Source organism: Rathayibacter sp. VKM Ac-2760 (assembly GCF_009834185.1).
Classification (GTDB): Bacteria; Actinomycetota; Actinomycetes; order Actinomycetales; family Microbacteriaceae; genus Rathayibacter.
In genome coordinates this window covers 3718812-3734456 of record NZ_CP047173.1, presented here as the reverse complement: position 1 = coordinate 3734456, position 15645 = coordinate 3718812, and the positions used below count along the sequence as shown (strand labels likewise).

The window sequence follows — 15645 nt, the reverse complement described above, 5'->3', positions numbered from 1 at the left end:
GTCGGCGCCCGCCTCCCCGGAGGCGGGCCTTTCGGCGTCCGTGCTGCAGCTGCGCGGCGCCGGCCTCCGCTTCGGCGACCGCGAGCTCTGGGGCGGCGTCGACCTCGACGTCCGGGCGGGCGAGTTCGTCGCGGTGCTCGGCGCGAACGGCTCCGGCAAGACCAGCCTGCTCCGCGCCGTCCTCGGCCAGCAGCCGCTCAGCACCGGCGAGCTGCGCGTGCTCGGCGAGCCCGTGCACCGCGGCAACCGGAGGATCGGCTACATTCCCCAGCAGAAGCTGGCGGACGAGGGCACGCCGCTGCGCGCCCGCGACCTGATCGGCCTCGGGATCGACGGCCACCGCTTCGGCCTGCCGCTGCCCTCGCGCTCGCGCCGCGCCCAGGTCGACGCCCTGCTCGCCTCCGTCGGCGCCACCGACTACGCGGACGCGCCGATCGGCAGCCTCTCCGGCGGCGAGCAGCAGCGGGTCCGGGTGGGTCAGGCGCTCGCCGGCGACCCGGCGCTCCTGCTCTGCGACGAGCCGCTGATCGCCCTCGACCTCGCGCACCAGCGCGCGGTCAGCGAGCTGATCGACCGGCACCGGCGCGAGCGGAACCTCGGCGTGCTCTTCGTCACCCACGACGTGAATCCGGTGCTCGGGATGGTCGACCGCGTGCTCTACCTGGCCGGCGGCCGGTTCCGGATCGGCACCCCCGACGAGGTGCTGCGCTCCGAGGTGCTCAGCGAGCTCTACGACGCGCCGGTCGACGTGATTCGCGCGCGCGGCCGCGTCATCGTGGTCGGCGCCCCCGACCACTCGCACGTGCACGAGCACGAGGAGGAGCGCGCATGACCGACGACGTCTGGTCGCAGATCTTCGACTTCTCCGACTACGGCGCGCTGCTCGCGCTGCTGCTCAACTCCGTGATCGCCGGGGCCGTCCTCGGCGTCGTCGGCGGGCTGATCGGCGTCTTCGTGATGTCGCGCGACATGGCCTTCGCCGTGCACGGGATCAGCGAGCTGTCCTTCGCGGGCGCCTCGGCCGGCCTGCTGCTGGGCGTCGGCGTGGTGCAGGGCTCGATCGTCGGCTCGCTGATCGCGGCGCTGCTGATCGGGCTGCTCGGCTCCCGTGCGCGTGACCGGAACTCGATCATCGCCGTGCTGATGCCGTTCGGCCTCGGCCTCGGGATCCTCTGCCTCGCGCTGTATCCGGGGCGGAGCGCGAACAAGTTCGGCCTGCTCACCGGGCAGATCGTCGCCGTCGACGATCCGCAGCTCGGCTGGCTGATCGCCATCTCGGTCGTCGTCGTGATCGGGCTCGCGCTGATCTGGCGCCCGCTGACCTTCGCCAGCGTCGACGCCGACGTGGCGGCGGCCCGCGGCATCCCGACCCGAGCGCTCTCGATCGTGTTCATGCTGCTGCTGGGGCTGGCGGTGGCCGTGTCGGTGCAGATCGTCGGCTCGCTGCTCGTGCTCGCGATCCTGGTCACCCCGGCCGCGGCGGCGCTGCGGATCTCGGCCTCGCCGGTGCTCGTGCCGCTGCTCAGCGTGCTCTTCGCGGTCGGCTCGCTGGTGGGCGGCATCCTGCTCGCGCTCGGCGGCTCGGTGCCGATCAGCCCGTACGTGACCACGATCTCGTTCGCGATCTACGTGGTCTGCCGGATCGTCGGGCGGAACGGCGTGCGCCGGGCTTCCCGGCGGCGCTCCCCGGTCGCGGTCGGGGCGGAGGTATAGCGTGGCCCGGGTCGTGAAACGGGAAGGCGGACCGGTGGTCAAGCGGAACACGTGGCAGCGCGAGGCGGTGCGCGAAGCCCTCACCACGCGGGAGGACTTCGTCAGCGCGCAGGGTCTGCACAGCGCGCTGCACGCCTCCGGCTCGCCGATCGGCCTCGCGACGGTCTACCGCGCGCTCGGCGACCTCGCGGTCGAGGGCGAGGCCGACTCGCTGCAGTCGCCCGACGGCGAGAGCCTCTACCGCGCCTGCACGCCCGGCACGCACCACCACCACCTGATCTGCCGGCGCTGCGGGCTCACCGTCGAGATCGCGGCCGACGAGGTCGAGACCTGGGCGCGCACGGTCGCGGCGCAGAACGGCTTCACCGACGCGCACCACGTCGTGGACGTGTTCGGGCTCTGCGCGGAGTGCACCCGGGCGGTCGCGGCGGCGGAGTGACGGGGCGGGCGCGCAGGGCTCAGGCGCGCGCGGCTCAGGACCGCTGGGCTCAGGCCGGCAGGAAGATCCCGGCCGCCCGGTCCTTCAGCACCGCGCCGGCCGGCAGGACCCGCCCGCTCATCGCGAGGTAGACGCCCGGCGGCAGCAGCTGCACCGCGGCGACCGCCGCGCCGAGGTTGAAGGCGGCGTCGCTGTCGCGCATCCGGGCGGGCTGCATCGCGCCGGTGAGCACGACGACCCGGTCGCGGACGGCGCCGAGCGCCTCGGCCGTCAGCGTCATCGTGTCGGTGCCGTGGGTGAGGACGATCCGGTCCTCCTCCGCCGAGAGCACGCGCTCGCGGATGAGCGCGCGGTCCGCGTCGTCGAGATCGAGGCTGTCCTTCCGGAGGATCTCCTCCACCCGGAACTCGAGCGTCGAGAGCACGGGCTCGAGCAGGCGCGCGATCGTCGGCGCACCGATCTCGAGCTCGCCCGCGAGCGAGTACTCCTTGTCGATGGTTCCGCCGGTGGTGAGGACGAGGATGCGGTCTGACACCCGAACAGACTAGGCCGGGCCTCCGACACGGCACGATGGAGTGATGACCTCCTCCTCTCCGTCCCTGCTGCGCACCGGCGCCAAGATCCTCCTCGGCTCCGCCCTCGTCTTCGCCGGTGTCAGCCATCTGACCCGCGCGCGCGAGGAGTTCCAGGCGCAGGTGCCGGAGTGGGTGCCGCTGGACAAGGACACGGTGGTGCTCGCCTCGGGGGTCGTCGAGATCGGCCTCGGCGCCTCACTGGTGCTCGCCCGCCGCCGGGCGCCGCTGGTCGGGGCGGCCGCCGCGGCGTTCTTCACCGCGATCTTCCCGGGCAACGTCTCGCAGTACGTCACGAAGACCAGCGCGTTCGGCCTCGACACGGACCGCAAGCGCGCGGTCCGCCTGGTCTTCCAGCCGCTGCTGGTGGCCTGGGCACTCTGGTCGACGCGCCGTCCGCGGCGCTGAGCGCCGGGAGGCGTCAGGCGTCCGGCTTCAGCAGCGGCGCGAGCAGCTCCTCGATCGCGCGGCGGGCCCCCGCCGGGTCGCCCGCGGCGATCGAGTCGACCAGCAGGGCGTGCTCGCGAGCGTGCCGGTCCTGGTCGCCGACCACGTCGTCCTGCAGCACCGTCTCGAAGAGCCCGGTCAGCCCGTCGTAGAGCTCGACGAACAGGGCGTTGTGGGTGGCGACGACGACCGCGCGGTGCAGGGCGGTGTCCGCGGCCGTCCGCTCGGCGAGGTCGGCGCCCGTCCAGGAGCGGGTGCGCGCCGCGAGCAGCCCCCGCAGCACCTCGACGTCCTCGGCCGTCCGCCGCTCGGCCGCGAGGGCCGCGGTCGCCCCGTCGATCGCGAAGCGCAGCTCCAGCCCGTCCCGCCGCCCGGCGCTCGGCAGCCGCCGCCGGAGCGACGTGGTGAGCTGCGAGCGCGCGATCACGAAGGTGCCGCGCCCCTGCTCCCGCCGCACCAGCCCCGACTGCACGAGCGTCTGCACCGCCTCGCGCACGGAGTTGCGGCCCGCACCCGTCCACTGCACCAGCGCCGCCTCGACCGGGATCCGCGCGCCGACGGCCCAGCGGCCGGAGCGGATCTCCTCGTGGAAGAGCGCGGTGACCTGGTCGATGACGCTCTCGCGGCGGAACGGCTGCGGCGCGGCGCCCGCGACCGCGCTAGGCTCGTCGGGATTCATCCCATCATCCTACCAAAGCGGGACCGCCATGACGCCGAGCACGCCGCCGACCGCCGCGCCGACCACCACCGCGCGCGCCACCGCCCTCCTCGCCCTCGCCGCGATCGTGATGACGGCGCTCAACCTCCGGACGGCCGTCACCGGCTTCAGCCCGCTGCTCGAGACGATCGGCGCCGACCTCTCCTTCGGCCCGTCGCTCTACGGCATCTTCGGCACCGTCGTCACCGCCTCGTTCGCCGTGTTCGGCGTGCTCGCCGCCTCTGTCGCGCGCCGCGTCGGCCTGGAGCGCACTCTGGCGATCGCCACGCTGGTGACGACCGCGGGCATCCTGCTCCGCGCGCTCAGCCCGAGTCCGCTCGCCCTGGTGCTGTCCTCGGTCGTCGCGTTCGCCGGCGTCGGCACCTCGAACGTCCTGATCGTGCCGATCGTGAAGCGCTACTTCGCCGAGCGGCTGAAGGCGATCAGCTCGCTCTACCTCGCGCTGCTGCAGACCGGCCAGTTCGTCGCCCCGCTCGTCGCCGTCCCGCTGGCCTCCGCGCTCGACTGGCGCTTCGCCGTCGGCGTCTGGGCCGCGCTGACCGCGGTCGCCTGCCTGCTCTGGCTCGCGCTCGGCCGAAGCGGCGGGGCCGGCGCCGCCGCGGCCGCCGCGCCCACCCGGCTCGACGGCGCCTGGCGCACCCGGCTGCTCTGGGCGATGGTGCTGATGCTCGGGATGACGGCGCTGCACACCTACGCGATCATCACCTGGCTGCCGACGATCCTGGTCGACGCCGGCGCGGACCCGGCGCAGGGCGGGGCGCTGCTCGCGCTCTTCTCGATCTTCGGGCTCGGCGCGGCCTTCGTCGTGCCGCCGCTGACGCTCGGGCTGCGGAACCCCGGGGCGATCGTCGTGGTCTGCGTGCTGCTGCTCGCGATCGGCTACGTCGGCCTGCTCGTCGCGCCGCTGGCCGGCGCCGTGCTCTGGGTGGTCTGCCTCGGACTCGGCGTCAGCACCTTCCCGATGACCCTGACGCTCGTCAACGCGCGCACCCGCAGCACGGCCGGCTCCTCGGTGCTCTCGGCCGCGACGCAGGGGCTCGGCTACGCCCTCGCCTGCGCGGGGCCGCTGCTGATCGGGCTGCTGCGCGAGGCGGAGGGCGGCTGGACCGGCTCGTACGTCTTCCTCCTGGCGACCCTCGTGGTGCTGCTGCTCAGTGGGCTCGCGGCGAGCCGCCCGCGCTTCCTCGAGGACGAGGCGTCGGCGCACCGGCCCCGCTGAGCTCCAGGGCGGCCACCACCCGGGTCAGGCCGAAGCGCCAGGCGCTCTCGACGTCGCCGCCGAGCGTGAACGCCCCGTTGATCTCCATGCCGATGAAGCCGGTGGTCCAGGCCGTCAGTGTCCGCGCAGCCTCGAGCGCGTGCTCCTCGCCCGCGAGCTCGGCGGTGACGCGGAGGAGGGAGGCGCTCGCCGCGTCGCGGAACTCCTGCCGCGCGAGCGGGGTGCCGGGCCCGGGGGCCATCACCAGGAGGAAGGCGGCGGGGCGCTCGCGGCCGAAGGCGCGCAGGGCGGCGGCGAGCTCCTCGGCGGCGGTGAGCGGGGCCAGGCGCTCGGCGACCTCGTGCAGCGCCGCCTCCGCGACCAGGCGGAGCAGGGTGTCGCGGCCCTCGACCCGCTTGTAGAGGGAGGGCGCGCGGACGCCGACGCGCTGGGCGACGGCCTGCATCGTGACGCCGGCGAGCCCCTCCTCCTCCAGGATCAGGGCGGCGGCGCGGACGATCGCCTCGAGGGTGGTGCGCTCGGGAGTCGGCATGCCCTCCACTATAGCTATTGACAGTAGCCATGATGGCTAGCTACCGTAGCCATCATGGAACTCGCACCCCACCTGCACCGCATCGGCTCGGACGTCGTCGCCGCCTACCTCGTCGAGGCGCCCGAGGGGGTGCTCCTGATCGACGCCGGGCTGCCCGGCCTCTGGCGAGAGCTGCTCGCCGAGCTGCGCGCGATGGGCCGCTCCGTCGACGACGTGAAGGGCGTGATCCTCACCCACGGCGACTCCGACCACATCGGCTTCGCCGAGCGGCTGCGACGCGAGCACGGCGTGCCCGTCTTCGTGCACGAGGCCGACGCCGAGCGGGCGAAGGGAGGGAAGAAGCCCGCGAACGGCAAGCAGTCGATGAGGCTCGGCGCGCTGGCCGGCTTCCTCTCCTACTTCCTGCGGAAGGGCGGGGCGCGCGTGCCGCCGCTGACCGAGGTCGTGACGGTGCAGGACGGCGAGACGCTCGACCTGCCCGGGGCGCCGCGGATCATCGGGCTGCCGGGCCACTCCGCGGGCAGCATCGCGGTGCACGTGCCGCTGGTCGACGCGGTCTTCGTCGGCGACGGAATGACCACCCGGCACGTGCTCACCGGCGCGACCGGGCCGGCTCCGGCGCCGTTCACCGACGAGCCGGAGCAGGCGCTCGCCTCGCTGCAGCGCCTGCTGCCGACCGGGGCCGGCTGGGTGCTGCCGGGGCACGGGGCGCCGTGGAGCGGGGGAGTGGCCGCGGCGGTCGAGGCCGCGACCCGCGCCTAGGCGGCGGGCACCAGGTTCCAGCGCGCCGCCAGCAGCTCCAGACCCTTGTCGAACGTGGTCGACCAGGCCGTCACGTCGTGCGCGCTGTCGGGCACCTCGAGGTAGGTGGTGTCCATCCCGGCGGCCTGCGCGGCGGCGTGCAGCGTCTGGACTCCGGCGAGGAACGAGGTGTCGTTCGCGCCGACGCCGAAGACCGCGAACGAGTCCTTGTAGGGGGCGTTCTTCGCGAGGATCGTGGCGGGCTTCGCCGCCTCGTAGGCCGAGGCGTCGCCGCCGAAGCCCTGCTGGATCGTCGTCGCGTCGTCGCCGAGCGTCGGCGCGAGCTCGCCGGACGCGTCGATGATGTTGCCGAAGAGCTGCGGGTAGCCCGCCCCGAGCTGGATCGCGCAGGTGCCGCCCTGCGAGAGCCCGCCGATCGCCCAGTCGTGCGCGTCGGTGAGGACGGGCAGGGTGGCGCGGATCCAGTTCGGCACGTCGATGGTGAGGTAGGTCGCCGAGTTCCCCAGCGGCGAGTCGATGCACATCGGGTTCGCCGAGGGGTCGCCGAGCTGATCGGGCGACACCACGATCGGGGCGAGGCCGGCGTGCGCGGCCGCGTAGTCGTCGAGGGTCTTCTGCAGGTTCTCCGTCGAGAGCGGATCGGACGGCGAGCCGGGCTGGCCCGAGAGCATCACCATCACGGGCAGGAGCGGCGGGTCGTCGGTGAGGGCCGCCGGCGGGAGGTAGACGACGGCGTCGCGCGCGGCGAAGCCGGACTTCGTGGCCGGGATCGCGACGGTGCTGACGCTGCCGACGGCCGGCATGCCGGCGGGGGCGGTCCAGTCCTGGATCGAGGTGTGCTCGCCGGCGGGTGTCGCGATCGGCTCGTCCACCGTCGGGTAGGCGCTGATGCCGAGGGCGCTGCGGACGGTCGGGTACTGGCCGAAGTCGATGTTGACGGTCATCGCGGCGGTGATCAGCACCAGGGCGCCGGCGAGCACCGAGGCGAGCGCCCGCCTCCAGTGCCGGTGCGCGAGGGCGTGCGCGAGGGTCACGAGGACGAGGGCGAGGCCGCCGAGGCCGAGGCCGATCCAGACCCGGGTGACGGGGGTGAAGTCGACGCCGAAGGGACCGCCGGCGCCGCCGAGCAGACCGGCGAGGCCCCAGCCGAGGAGGAGCCCCAGCAGCAGCACGCCGACGGCGAGCAGCAGGCGGCGGCGGCGGCGACGAGGACCCGAGCGGGCGAAGGCGCGGATCAGCAGGAGGAGGGCGAGCGCCCCGACCGCGTAGACCGCGATCACCACCGGTCCGGAGACGAGGCTCAGCTCGAGGAGTGCGTTCATGGTCGATCCGGTCGTCGAGAGGCGGGTGCGCAGGAGGCGCGGCGGCGGTCAGTCTGGCCCGGCCGTCTGGACGGTCTCTGGGCGAGGGCTGGACGGATCGAGAGGCGGCTGCGGCTCCTCCCCAGGCGCTCCGGACACGATCCTTCCACCGACCCGGCGCAACCCCGCGCGGTGCGCACCGCCTCCGCCCTAGCGTGGGACACGACCGACGACGCAACCGGCGCCCTCACGAAGGAGTCCGACCCATGACGCAGCACCCCCGCCACCCCGCCCCCGGAGTCCGCGCGTGAGCCGCGGCGTCGCCGTCGTCACGGGCGGCACCGCCGGTCTCGGTCGCGCGACCGTGCGCGAGCTCGCCTCCCGCGGCTGGGACGTGGCCGTGCTCGCCCGCGGCGAGGACGGACTCGCGGCCACGCTCGCCGAGATCGAGCAGGCCGGCCGGCGCGGGCTGACCATCCCGACCGACGTCGCCGATCGCGAGGCCGTCGAGTCGGCCGCCGACCGGATCGAGGCCGAGCTCGGGCCGATCGAGCTGTGGGTCAACGACGCGATGGTCGGCGTCTTCGGCGAGTTCCTCAGCACCGAGCCCGCCGACTTCGAGCGTGCAGTGGCGGTCAACTTCTTCGGCTTCGTCAACGGCACCCGGGCAGCGCTCTCGCGGATGACCCCGCGCGGTCGCGGGCACGTCATCCAGGTCGGCTCGGCGCTCGCGCACCGCGGCATCCCGCTGCAGGCCGCGTACTGCGCCTCGAAGTTCGGCGCCCGCGGCTTCACCGAGTCGGTGACCGCCGAGCTGCTGCACGCCAAGAGCCGCATCCGGCTCTCGGAGGTCGACATGCCGGCGCTCAACACGATCCAGTTCAACTGGGTGAAGTCGCAGCTGCCGCACCACCCCCAGCCGGTGCCGCCGATCTACCAGCCGGAGGTGGGCGCCATCGCGATCGCGGACGTCGCCGACAAGCCGCGCCGGCGCACCTGGGTCGGCGAGCCGACCGCGGGCACCATCCTCGGCGACCGCTTCGCCGGCGCCTTCATGGACTGGTTCCTCGCCCGCAGCGCGTACGACGGTCAGCAGGCACCGGACAAGACGGAGCCGATGCTGCCGAACAACGTCTACGAGCCGGTCGCCGGCGACCACGGCGCTCGCGGTCTCTTCAGCGACCGGGCGCACACGATGACGCCGCAGATCTGGATGATCCGGCACCGCGCCGCGAGCTACGCCGGGGCGGCGGTGCTCGGCGCGGCCGGCCTGGTCGGCGCCGTCGCGGCCCTGCGGAGGAAGTGACGTGGTCGACGCCGTCGTCGTCGGCTCCGGACCGAACGGGCTCTCCGCCGCGGTCACCCTCGCCCGCGCGGGCCTGTCGGTCGCGGTCTACGAGCGCAACGCCACCCTCGGCGGCGGAGCGCGGACGGCCGAGCTGACGCTGCCGGGCTTCCACCACGACATGGGCTCGGCGGTGCACCCGATGGCGCTCGCCTCCGGCTTCTTCCGCCGGTTCCAGCTCGACCGGCGGATCGACCTGCGCCTGCCGGAGATCTCCTACGCCCACCCGCTCGACGGCGGGCGCTCGGGCATCGCCTACCGCGATCTCGAGCGCACGGCCGAGGGGCTCGGGCGCGACGGGGCCGCCTGGCGAGCGCTGATGGGGCCGCTCGCCGAGCGGGCCGACCGGGTGGCCGGCTTCACCAACGACGCGCTGCTGAAGATCCCGACCGACCCGTCGGTGCTCCTCCGCTTCGGCCTGCGCGTGCTCGAGCAGGGCTCGCCGCTCTGGAACCTCCGCTTCCGCGAGGAGGTGGCGCCGGCCATGTTCGCGGGCGTCGCCGCGCACGCGATCCGCCCGATGCCGAGTCTGTCGACGGCGGCCGCCGCGCTCGCTCTCGGCTCCTACGCGCACGCGCGCGGCTGGCCGGTGCCCGTCGGCGGCAGCCAGGCGATCGTCGACGCGATGGCCGACGACCTCCGGGCGCACGGCGGCACGATCGAGACCGGCGTCGAGATCACCTCGCTCGCCCAGCTGCCGAGCGCGCGGGCGGTCCTGCTCGACCTCACTCCCGAGGCCCTGCTGCGCCTCGCCGGCGACCGGCTGCCCGCTCCGTATCAGGCGGCGCTCCGGCTGTTCCGCTACGGGAACGGCGTCGCGAAGGTCGACTTCGCTCTCGACGGCCCGGTGCCCTGGACCGACCCCGAGCTGGCCGGCGCCGGCACGCTGCACGTCGGCGGCACCCGCGCTGAGATCGCCGCCGCCGAGCGCGACGTCGTCCGCGGCCGGCACAGCGAGAACCCGTACGTGCTGGTCGCGCAGCCCTCGGTCCTCGACCCCTCCCGCGCGCCGGAGGGCAAGCAGGTGCTCTGGGCCTACACGCACGTGCCGCGCGACTCGCCGGCGCACCAGCGCGAGGCGATCACGGCGCAGATCGAGCGCTTCGCCCCGGGCTTCCGCGACCGCGTCCTCGCCGCCTCCTCGATGACCGCGCGCGACATGCACGCGTGGAACCCGAACTACATCGGCGGCGACATCGCGGCCGGCGCGGCGAGCGTGGCGCAGCTGATCTCGCGACCGGTGCCCTCCTCCGACCCGTGGCGCACCCCGGCGAAGGGGCTCTACCTCTGCTCGTCGTCGACCCCGCCCGGCCCGGGCGTGCACGGGATGGCCGGCTGGCACGCCGCCCGCAGCGCGCTCCGGCACGAGTTCGGCATCCGCCGCACCCCCGACCTCTCGCCCTCGGCGGATCGGTAGCCGCAGGGCGATCCGGCGCGCTAGACGATCCGGCACCCTGCGACGATCTGGCACCCTGGGACCACCGACCCCCTCCCTCGAAGGAGCCCGCGATGGCCCGCAACACCCGCGTCTTCCACTGCCCGCCCGAGTCCGTCTTCGCCGTCTTCGCCTCCGGCTGGCTGTTCCCCGCCTGGGTCGTCGGCTCGTCCCGGATGCGCGAGGTCGACCGCGACTGGCCGCACGCCGGCTCGCGGCTGCACCACTCCTTCGGCATCTGGCCGCTGGTGATCGACGACCGGACGACCGTCCTCGAGTGGGACCCGTCGAGCCGCTTCGTCATTCAGGCGGCCGGCTGGCCGATGGGCGAGGCGCGGGTCGGCTTCGAGATCGAGCCGCACCGCAAGGGCTGCCGCGTCCGGATCCACGAGACCGCCGTGAAGGGGCCGGGCACGCTGATCCCGAAGCCGCTGCTGCACGGCTTCCTCTGGGTGCGCAACATCGAGACGCTGCGCCGCCTCGCGCACATGGCGGAGGCGGGCGCCAACGGCCGCACGCTCGCGCCGGCCGCGCTGGCCTCGCCGCGCGACCGCGCCGGCCTCGACTCGTCGAAGCACACCGGCTGGCGACTCCTCGGCACCCTCGGCTCCCTCGTCGTTGGCTCGGTCGCCCTGCGGCTCGTGCTCGCGGGCCCGCGCCGCGCGCGGGGCTAGCAGTCGGCGGGGCGGGCGCGAGCGCCCGCCCCGCGCGCCTCAGACGATGCGCTCGATCAGGCGGACGTGGTGCACGGCGACGCGGGTCGGCTCGCCGGCGAAGGCGGCCTCGCGCTCGGGGGAGGCGAGGTAGGTCTTCTCGATCGCGGCGAACGCCTCCGCGTCGCCCGGGGTGCTGACGGCCCAGACGAACTCGTTCACCTCGCGGTCGGCGTAGGCGAACTCGATCGTGAAGCCGTGCGCGGCGCGGGCGGAGACGATCTTCGCCTCGTACCAGGCCAGGAAGTCGTCCATCACCCCGTCGACGAGCTCGTAGCGGCGGAGCTGGATGGTGCGGGTCTCGGAGTCGCTCATGGCGTCGACGCTACCCGTCCTCGACGTCGCGTCCCGTCCTGGTCGACGTGACCCGCGCGCTACGCTCGCCCCGCACACCATTCCACCCGCAGGAGGCCCGCCCTGGATCCCCGCCGTCAGCGCGCGATCGCCCTCCTCGTCGCGGGCTGCTTCTTCATGGAGAACCTCGACGCGACGATCGTCACCACCGCGGCGCCCGCGATCGGCGCCGACCTGGGCGTCGACTCCGCCGCCGTCGCGATCACCGTCACCGCGTTCCTGCTGACCGTCGCGGTGCTCATCCCCGCCTCCGGCTGGCTGAGCGAGCGGTTCGGGGTGCGCCGGGTCTTCACCATTGCGATCGCGATCTTCACGGTGGCGTCGCTGCTCTGCGCGCTCAGCCCGACGCTCCCGCTGCTCGTCGCCGCCCGGGTGCTGCAGGGTGTCGGCGGCGCGCTGATGGTGCCGGTCGGCCGGCTGGCGGTGCTGCGCGTCACGCCGCGGGAGGGGATCATCCGCGCCATCGCGATCCTGGTCTGGCCGGGACTGGTCGCGCCGATCCTCGCGCCGTTCGTCGGCGGGCTGCTGACGACCTACGCGTCCTGGCACTGGATCTTCCTGATCAACCTGCCGCTGGGCGTCGTCGCCTTCGTGATCGCGCGGCGGATCGTGCCGGTGGGCACCGAGGCGGTGCCGCCTCCGCTCGACGTCGTCGGCCTGCTGCTGGTGGCGGTCGGCCTCGGCGCGCTGGTCGGGGCGACCGGCTTCGTGACCGGCAGCGGCTCGGACACCGTCGCGCTCGGTCTCGGCGTGGGCGGAGCGGCGGTGACCGCCGTCGCGGTGCGGCACCTGCTGCGGACGCCGCACCCGCTCGTGCGCCTGGACGCCTTCCGCTTCTCGACGTTCCGGGTCGCGAACGCGAGCGGCTCGCTCTACCGGGCGACGATCAACGCGGTGCCGTTCCTGCTGCCGCTGCTGTTCCAGGACGCGTTCGGCTGGGACGCGGTGCAGGCCGGCTCGATCGTGCTCGCGCTCTTCGTCGGCAATCTGGCGATCAAGCCCGCCACGACCTGGCTGCTGCGGACGGTCGGCTTCCGCGGGGTGCTCGTCGCGGCGAACGTCGTCGGGATCGCCTGCATGGTCGCGATGGCGTTCCTCGATCCGGAGGTGCCGATCCCGGCGATCGTCGCGCTGCTGGTGCTCAGCGGGGTCGCGCGCTCGGCCGGCTTCACCGCCTACAACACCGTCACCTTCGCCGAGGTGCCGGCCGAGGGGATGTCGGGCGCGAACACGCTGAGCGCGACGACGCAGCAGATCGCCGCGGGCTTCGGCGTCGCCGCCGGCGGCATCGCGCTGGCGGCGGGCTCGGCGTTCGGCCCGGGCCTCGTCCCCTACCGCTTCGCCTTCCTGACGCTGGCGGTGCTGACCCTGGTGCCGCTCGTCGCCGCCGCCCGCCTGCACCCCGACTCCGGCAGCACCCTCACGCGCTGACCGCTCCCGCCGCGAGATGCCACTTGTGCGCTCGTCTCACGGCGTGTCGTGCTCATAAGTGGCATCTCGCGGAGGGGGACAGGGGTCAGGGGCCGGGGGTCAGAGGGTGAGGGCCAGGCCGTCGAGGATGTCGTGGGCGGTCGTGGTCACCGTGGTGACGCTCGGGGAGGAGTGCTGGACGGCGCGGAGGACCTCGGACCAGATCAGGGCGCCGGCGGCGAGGACGTCCTCGCGGCCGGCGCGGACGAAGGGGAGCGCGGCGGTCTCGGCGGGGGAGAGGGCGGCGAGCTCGTCGCAGGCGGCGAGGACGTCGCGGATCGGCAGGGTCGCCTCGAGCGCGTCGCGGTCGTAGGTCCGGAGGCGGAGCGCATGCGCGGTGACGGTCAGCACGGTCGCGGCGACGCCGACGACGCTCCGCGCGGCCGAGAGGTCGACGGGGGAGGCGGCCAGCGCGCGGCGGACGTCGGCGCGAATCGCGGCCCGCTGCTCGTCGGTCGGCTCGCCCCCGCCCGCCCGGTGCCGCTCGGTGAGCCGGACACTGCCGACGTCCATCGAATGCGCCTGCTCCGGCTGCCCGCCGCCCAGCACCAGCTCCGTGGAGCCGCCGCCGAGGTCGACGACGAGCACCGGGGCGACCGCGTCGACGGCCGAGAGCGCGCCGCGGAAGGAGAGGGCCGCCTCCTCCTCGCCGCTGATCGTCTCGGCACCGCGGAACATCGGGGTGCGGAGACCGATGATCCGCTCGACCGCGCCGAGGAAGTCCTCGCGGTCGGCCGCGTCGCGGGTCGCGGAGGTGGCGACGAAGCGCACCCGCGTCGCTCCGGTCTCGCGGACCAGCGCGGCGTACTCGCGGGTGACGGCGAGGGTGCGCTCGAGCGCCGCCGGGTCGAAGCGGCCGGTGCGGTCGACGCCGTGGCCGAGTCGGACCAGTTCGGTGCGGCGGAGGACGTCGGTCAGGCGCCCGCCCTCGACGTCCGCGATCAGGAGCCGGAGGGAGTTCGTGCCGCAGTCGAAGGCGGCGACGCGGGTGGCGGTCATGCGGACATTCTGCCCCGGGCCCCCGCCGCTAGATTGGCAGGGACGAGCCGAAGGAGCCCCCGTGCACGAACACCACGTCCGCGTCCACCGCAGCGACGAGGACCTCCCGCGCCACGGGCAGCTCGCGCACGCCCTCGCCGAGGTCGCCGTCGATCCCGTCGAGGTCGACGCCGAGGTCGCCGAGATGGTCGTCAACCGCGTGATCGACAACGCGGCCGTCGCCGCCGCGTCGCTGCTGCGCCGGCCCGTCGTGGCAGCGCGCTCGCAGGCGCTGGCGCACCCCGCCTCCATCGGCGGCGAGGGCGCCACCGTGCTCGGCGCCGACCCCGGCCGCCGCGTGTCGCCCGAGTGGGCCGCGTGGGCGAACGGCGTCGCGGTGCGCGAGCTCGACTACCACGACACCTTCCTCGCTGCGGAGTACTCGCACCCGGGCGACAACATCCCGCCGCTCGTCGCGGTCGCCCAGCACGCGGGGATCGACGGTGCCCGGCTGCTCCGCGGCATCGTCACGGGCTACGAGGTCCAGGTCGACCTCGTCCGCGCGATCAGCCTGCACCGGCACAAGATCGACCACGTCGCGCACCTCGGCCCCTCGGCGGCGGCCGGCCTCGGCACGATGCTCGGCCTCGACGTCGCGACCATCGAGCAGGCGATCGCGCAGGCGCTGCACACCACCACCGCCACCCGGCAGTCGCGGAAGGGCGAGATCTCCAGCTGGAAGGCGTACGCGCCCGCCTTCGCCGGCAAGATGGCGATCGAGGCGGTCGACCGGGCGATGCGCGGCGAGACCAGCCCGTCGCCGATCTACGAGGGCGAGGACGGCGTGATCGCCTGGCTGCTCGACGGCCCCGACGCCGCCTACGACGTGCCGCTGCCGGATGCGGGCGAGGCGAAGCGCGCGATCCTCGACACGTACACGAAGGAGCACTCGGCGGAGTACCAGGCGCAGGCGCTGATCGACCTGGCGCGCCGGCTGCACGGCACGCACCCCGAGGCGGCGGATCCGGAGCGGGTCGAGCGGATCGTCATCCACACCTCGCACCACACCCACTTCGTGATCGGCTCGGGCGCGAACGACCCGCAGAAGTACGACCCGACGGCCTCGCGCGAGACGCTCGACCACTCGGTGCCGTACATCTTCACCGTCGCGCTGCAAGACGGCGCCTGGCACCACGAGCGCAGCTACGCGCCCGAGCGCGCGGCGCGACCCGACACGGTCGCGCTCTGGCAGCGCACGACGACCGAGGAGGACGCGGAGTGGACGCGCCGCTACCACTCCGTCGACCCGGCGGAGAAGGCGTTCGGCGCGCGCGTCGAGATCCTGCTGACGGACGGCACGACGATCGTCGACGAGATCGCGGTGGCGGACGCGCACCCGCTCGGCGCGCACCCGTTCTCGCGCGAGCAGTACGTGGCGAAGTTCCGCACGCTCGCGGACGGCGTGCTCGAGGAGTCCGAGATCGAGCGCTTCCTCGACCTGGCGCAGCGGCTGCCGGAGCTGACGGCCGAGGAGGTCGGGCGGCTGACGATCGTGGCGGCGCCGGGCGTGCTCGCCTCGGTGGAGTCGCCCCGCGGGCTGTTCTAGCGCGGGTCACGCGCCGAGGAGGCGCCGTCTTCTTGCGGGCC

General features: G+C 74.3%; 17 protein-coding genes. 11 read left to right on the top strand and 6 right to left on the bottom strand.

All coding sequences use genetic code 11. The features are described 5' to 3' along the window. Positions 1 to 40: 40 nt before the first annotated feature. From GSU72_RS17165 to GSU72_RS17155, 3 genes are read left to right on the top strand one after another with little or no spacing between them, the layout of a single operon-like run. Entirely contained in the window at positions 41 to 832 is a 792-nt protein-coding gene (locus GSU72_RS17165; RefSeq protein ID WP_244256145.1) for an ATP-binding cassette domain-containing protein, read from the top strand. Further along, the gene (locus GSU72_RS17160; RefSeq protein WP_159986121.1) at positions 829 to 1713 is read left to right on the top strand and encodes a metal ABC transporter permease; all 885 of its coding nucleotides are present in this window, start codon (positions 829 to 831) and stop codon (positions 1711 to 1713) included. The genes GSU72_RS17165 and GSU72_RS17160 overlap by 4 nt, the downstream gene beginning before the upstream one ends. Positions 1714 to 1747: 34 nt before the next feature. Beyond that, the gene (locus GSU72_RS17155; protein ID WP_159986120.1) at positions 1748 to 2152 is read left to right on the top strand and encodes a transcriptional repressor; all 405 of its coding nucleotides are present in this window, start codon (positions 1748 to 1750) and stop codon (positions 2150 to 2152) included. Between the two features lie 49 nt (positions 2153 to 2201). On the opposite strand, the gene GSU72_RS17150 is transcribed toward GSU72_RS17155, so the two are convergent. Continuing rightward, positions 2202 to 2687: an asparaginase domain-containing protein gene (locus GSU72_RS17150; RefSeq protein WP_159986119.1), complete on the bottom strand. Its 486-nt coding sequence runs from the start codon at positions 2685 to 2687 to the stop codon at positions 2202 to 2204. A gap of 43 nt (positions 2688 to 2730) precedes the next feature. Here GSU72_RS17150 and GSU72_RS17145 point away from each other — a divergent pair, with 43 nt between their 5' ends. Continuing rightward, positions 2731 to 3132 carry a hypothetical protein gene (locus GSU72_RS17145; RefSeq protein WP_159986118.1) on the top strand — a complete coding sequence of 134 codons (402 nt, stop codon included), beginning with the start codon at positions 2731 to 2733 and terminating at the stop codon, positions 3130 to 3132. Between the two features lie 13 nt (positions 3133 to 3145). On the opposite strand, the gene GSU72_RS17140 is transcribed toward GSU72_RS17145, so the two are convergent. Next, complete coding sequence (locus GSU72_RS17140) at positions 3146 to 3850, bottom strand: FCD domain-containing protein (protein ID WP_159986117.1); 705 nt, start codon at positions 3848 to 3850, stop codon at positions 3146 to 3148. A 28-nt stretch (positions 3851 to 3878) separates the two neighbouring features. On the opposite strand from GSU72_RS17140, the gene GSU72_RS17135 reads away from it, so the two are divergent. Then, positions 3879 to 5108 carry an MFS transporter gene (locus tag GSU72_RS17135; RefSeq protein ID WP_159986116.1) on the top strand — a complete coding sequence of 410 codons (1230 nt, stop codon included), beginning with the start codon at positions 3879 to 3881 and terminating at the stop codon, positions 5106 to 5108. Here GSU72_RS17135 and GSU72_RS17130 read toward each other — a convergent pair. Beyond that, positions 5041 to 5640, bottom strand: a complete 600-nt coding sequence (locus GSU72_RS17130) for a TetR/AcrR family transcriptional regulator (protein ID WP_159986115.1) — start codon at positions 5638 to 5640, stop codon at positions 5041 to 5043. The genes GSU72_RS17135 and GSU72_RS17130 overlap by 68 nt on opposite strands. A 54-nt stretch (positions 5641 to 5694) precedes the next feature. On the opposite strand from GSU72_RS17130, the gene GSU72_RS17125 reads away from it, so the two are divergent. After that, the gene (locus GSU72_RS17125) at positions 5695 to 6402 is read left to right on the top strand and encodes an MBL fold metallo-hydrolase (RefSeq protein WP_159986114.1); all 708 of its coding nucleotides are present in this window, start codon (positions 5695 to 5697) and stop codon (positions 6400 to 6402) included. Here the strand turns inward: GSU72_RS17125 and GSU72_RS17120 are convergent. After that, the gene (locus GSU72_RS17120) at positions 6399 to 7724 is read right to left on the bottom strand and encodes an alpha/beta hydrolase-fold protein (RefSeq protein WP_159986113.1); all 1326 of its coding nucleotides are present in this window, start codon (positions 7722 to 7724) and stop codon (positions 6399 to 6401) included. The two genes, GSU72_RS17125 and GSU72_RS17120, sit on opposite strands and share 4 nt — an antisense overlap. A gap of 286 nt (positions 7725 to 8010) precedes the next feature. Between GSU72_RS17120 and GSU72_RS17115 the strand changes: the two genes are divergently transcribed. From GSU72_RS17115 to GSU72_RS17105, 3 genes are all read left to right on the top strand, one after another. Next, on the top strand, positions 8011 to 9009 hold the full coding sequence (locus GSU72_RS17115) for an SDR family oxidoreductase (RefSeq protein ID WP_159986112.1): 999 nt from the start codon (positions 8011 to 8013) through the stop codon (positions 9007 to 9009). 1 nt (position 9010) lies between these two features. Beyond that, complete coding sequence (locus GSU72_RS17110; protein ID WP_159986111.1) at positions 9011 to 10465, top strand: NAD(P)/FAD-dependent oxidoreductase; 1455 nt, start codon at positions 9011 to 9013, stop codon at positions 10463 to 10465. Positions 10466 to 10557: 92 nt separating this feature from the next. Then, on the top strand, positions 10558 to 11157 hold the full coding sequence (locus GSU72_RS17105; RefSeq protein WP_159986110.1) for an SRPBCC family protein: 600 nt from the start codon (positions 10558 to 10560) through the stop codon (positions 11155 to 11157). Positions 11158 to 11196: 39 nt separating this feature from the next. Here GSU72_RS17105 and GSU72_RS17100 read toward each other — a convergent pair whose 3' ends face one another. Then, positions 11197 to 11511, bottom strand: a complete 315-nt coding sequence (locus GSU72_RS17100; protein ID WP_159986109.1) for an NIPSNAP family protein — start codon at positions 11509 to 11511, stop codon at positions 11197 to 11199. A 102-nt stretch (positions 11512 to 11613) separates the two neighbouring features. Between GSU72_RS17100 and GSU72_RS17095 the strand changes: the two genes are divergently transcribed. Beyond that, a complete protein-coding gene (locus tag GSU72_RS17095) occupies positions 11614 to 12981 on the top strand; it encodes an MFS transporter (protein ID WP_279631746.1) in 1368 nt (455 codons plus the stop codon). A gap of 99 nt (positions 12982 to 13080) precedes the next feature. Here the strand turns inward: GSU72_RS17095 and GSU72_RS17090 are convergent, their stop codons facing one another. Then, positions 13081 to 14019: an exopolyphosphatase gene (locus GSU72_RS17090; protein ID WP_159986107.1), complete on the bottom strand. Its 939-nt coding sequence runs from the start codon at positions 14017 to 14019 to the stop codon at positions 13081 to 13083. Positions 14020 to 14080: 61 nt separating this feature from the next. Between GSU72_RS17090 and GSU72_RS17085 the strand changes: the two genes are divergently transcribed. Further along, positions 14081 to 15604, top strand: coding sequence for an MmgE/PrpD family protein (locus GSU72_RS17085; protein WP_244255865.1), 1524 nt, complete (start codon positions 14081 to 14083; stop codon positions 15602 to 15604). Positions 15605 to 15645 lie beyond the last annotated feature (41 nt).

What these genes read in the sequence shown, in the direction of transcription:
- GSU72_RS17160 (WP_159986121.1), top strand. Translation starts at nt 829, where the DNA reads ATGACCGACGACGTCTGGTCGCAGATCTTCGACTTCTCCGACTACGGC.
- GSU72_RS17145 (WP_159986118.1), top strand. Translation starts at nt 2,731, where the DNA reads ATGACCTCCTCCTCTCCGTCCCTGCTGCGCACCGGCGCCAAGATCCTC.
- GSU72_RS17140 (WP_159986117.1), bottom strand. Translation starts at nt 3,850, where the DNA reads ATGAATCCCGACGAGCCTAGCGCGGTCGCGGGCGCCGCGCCGCAGCCG.
- GSU72_RS17135 (WP_159986116.1), top strand. Translation starts at nt 3,879, where the DNA reads ATGACGCCGAGCACGCCGCCGACCGCCGCGCCGACCACCACCGCGCGC.
- GSU72_RS17130 (WP_159986115.1), bottom strand. Translation starts at nt 5,640, where the DNA reads ATGCCGACTCCCGAGCGCACCACCCTCGAGGCGATCGTCCGCGCCGCC.
- GSU72_RS17125 (WP_159986114.1), top strand. Translation starts at nt 5,695, where the DNA reads ATGGAACTCGCACCCCACCTGCACCGCATCGGCTCGGACGTCGTCGCC.
- GSU72_RS17120 (WP_159986113.1), bottom strand. Translation starts at nt 7,724, where the DNA reads ATGAACGCACTCCTCGAGCTGAGCCTCGTCTCCGGACCGGTGGTGATC.
- GSU72_RS17105 (WP_159986110.1), top strand. Translation starts at nt 10,558, where the DNA reads ATGGCCCGCAACACCCGCGTCTTCCACTGCCCGCCCGAGTCCGTCTTC.
- GSU72_RS17100 (WP_159986109.1), bottom strand. Translation starts at nt 11,511, where the DNA reads ATGAGCGACTCCGAGACCCGCACCATCCAGCTCCGCCGCTACGAGCTC.
- GSU72_RS17090 (WP_159986107.1), bottom strand. Translation starts at nt 14,019, where the DNA reads ATGACCGCCACCCGCGTCGCCGCCTTCGACTGCGGCACGAACTCCCTC.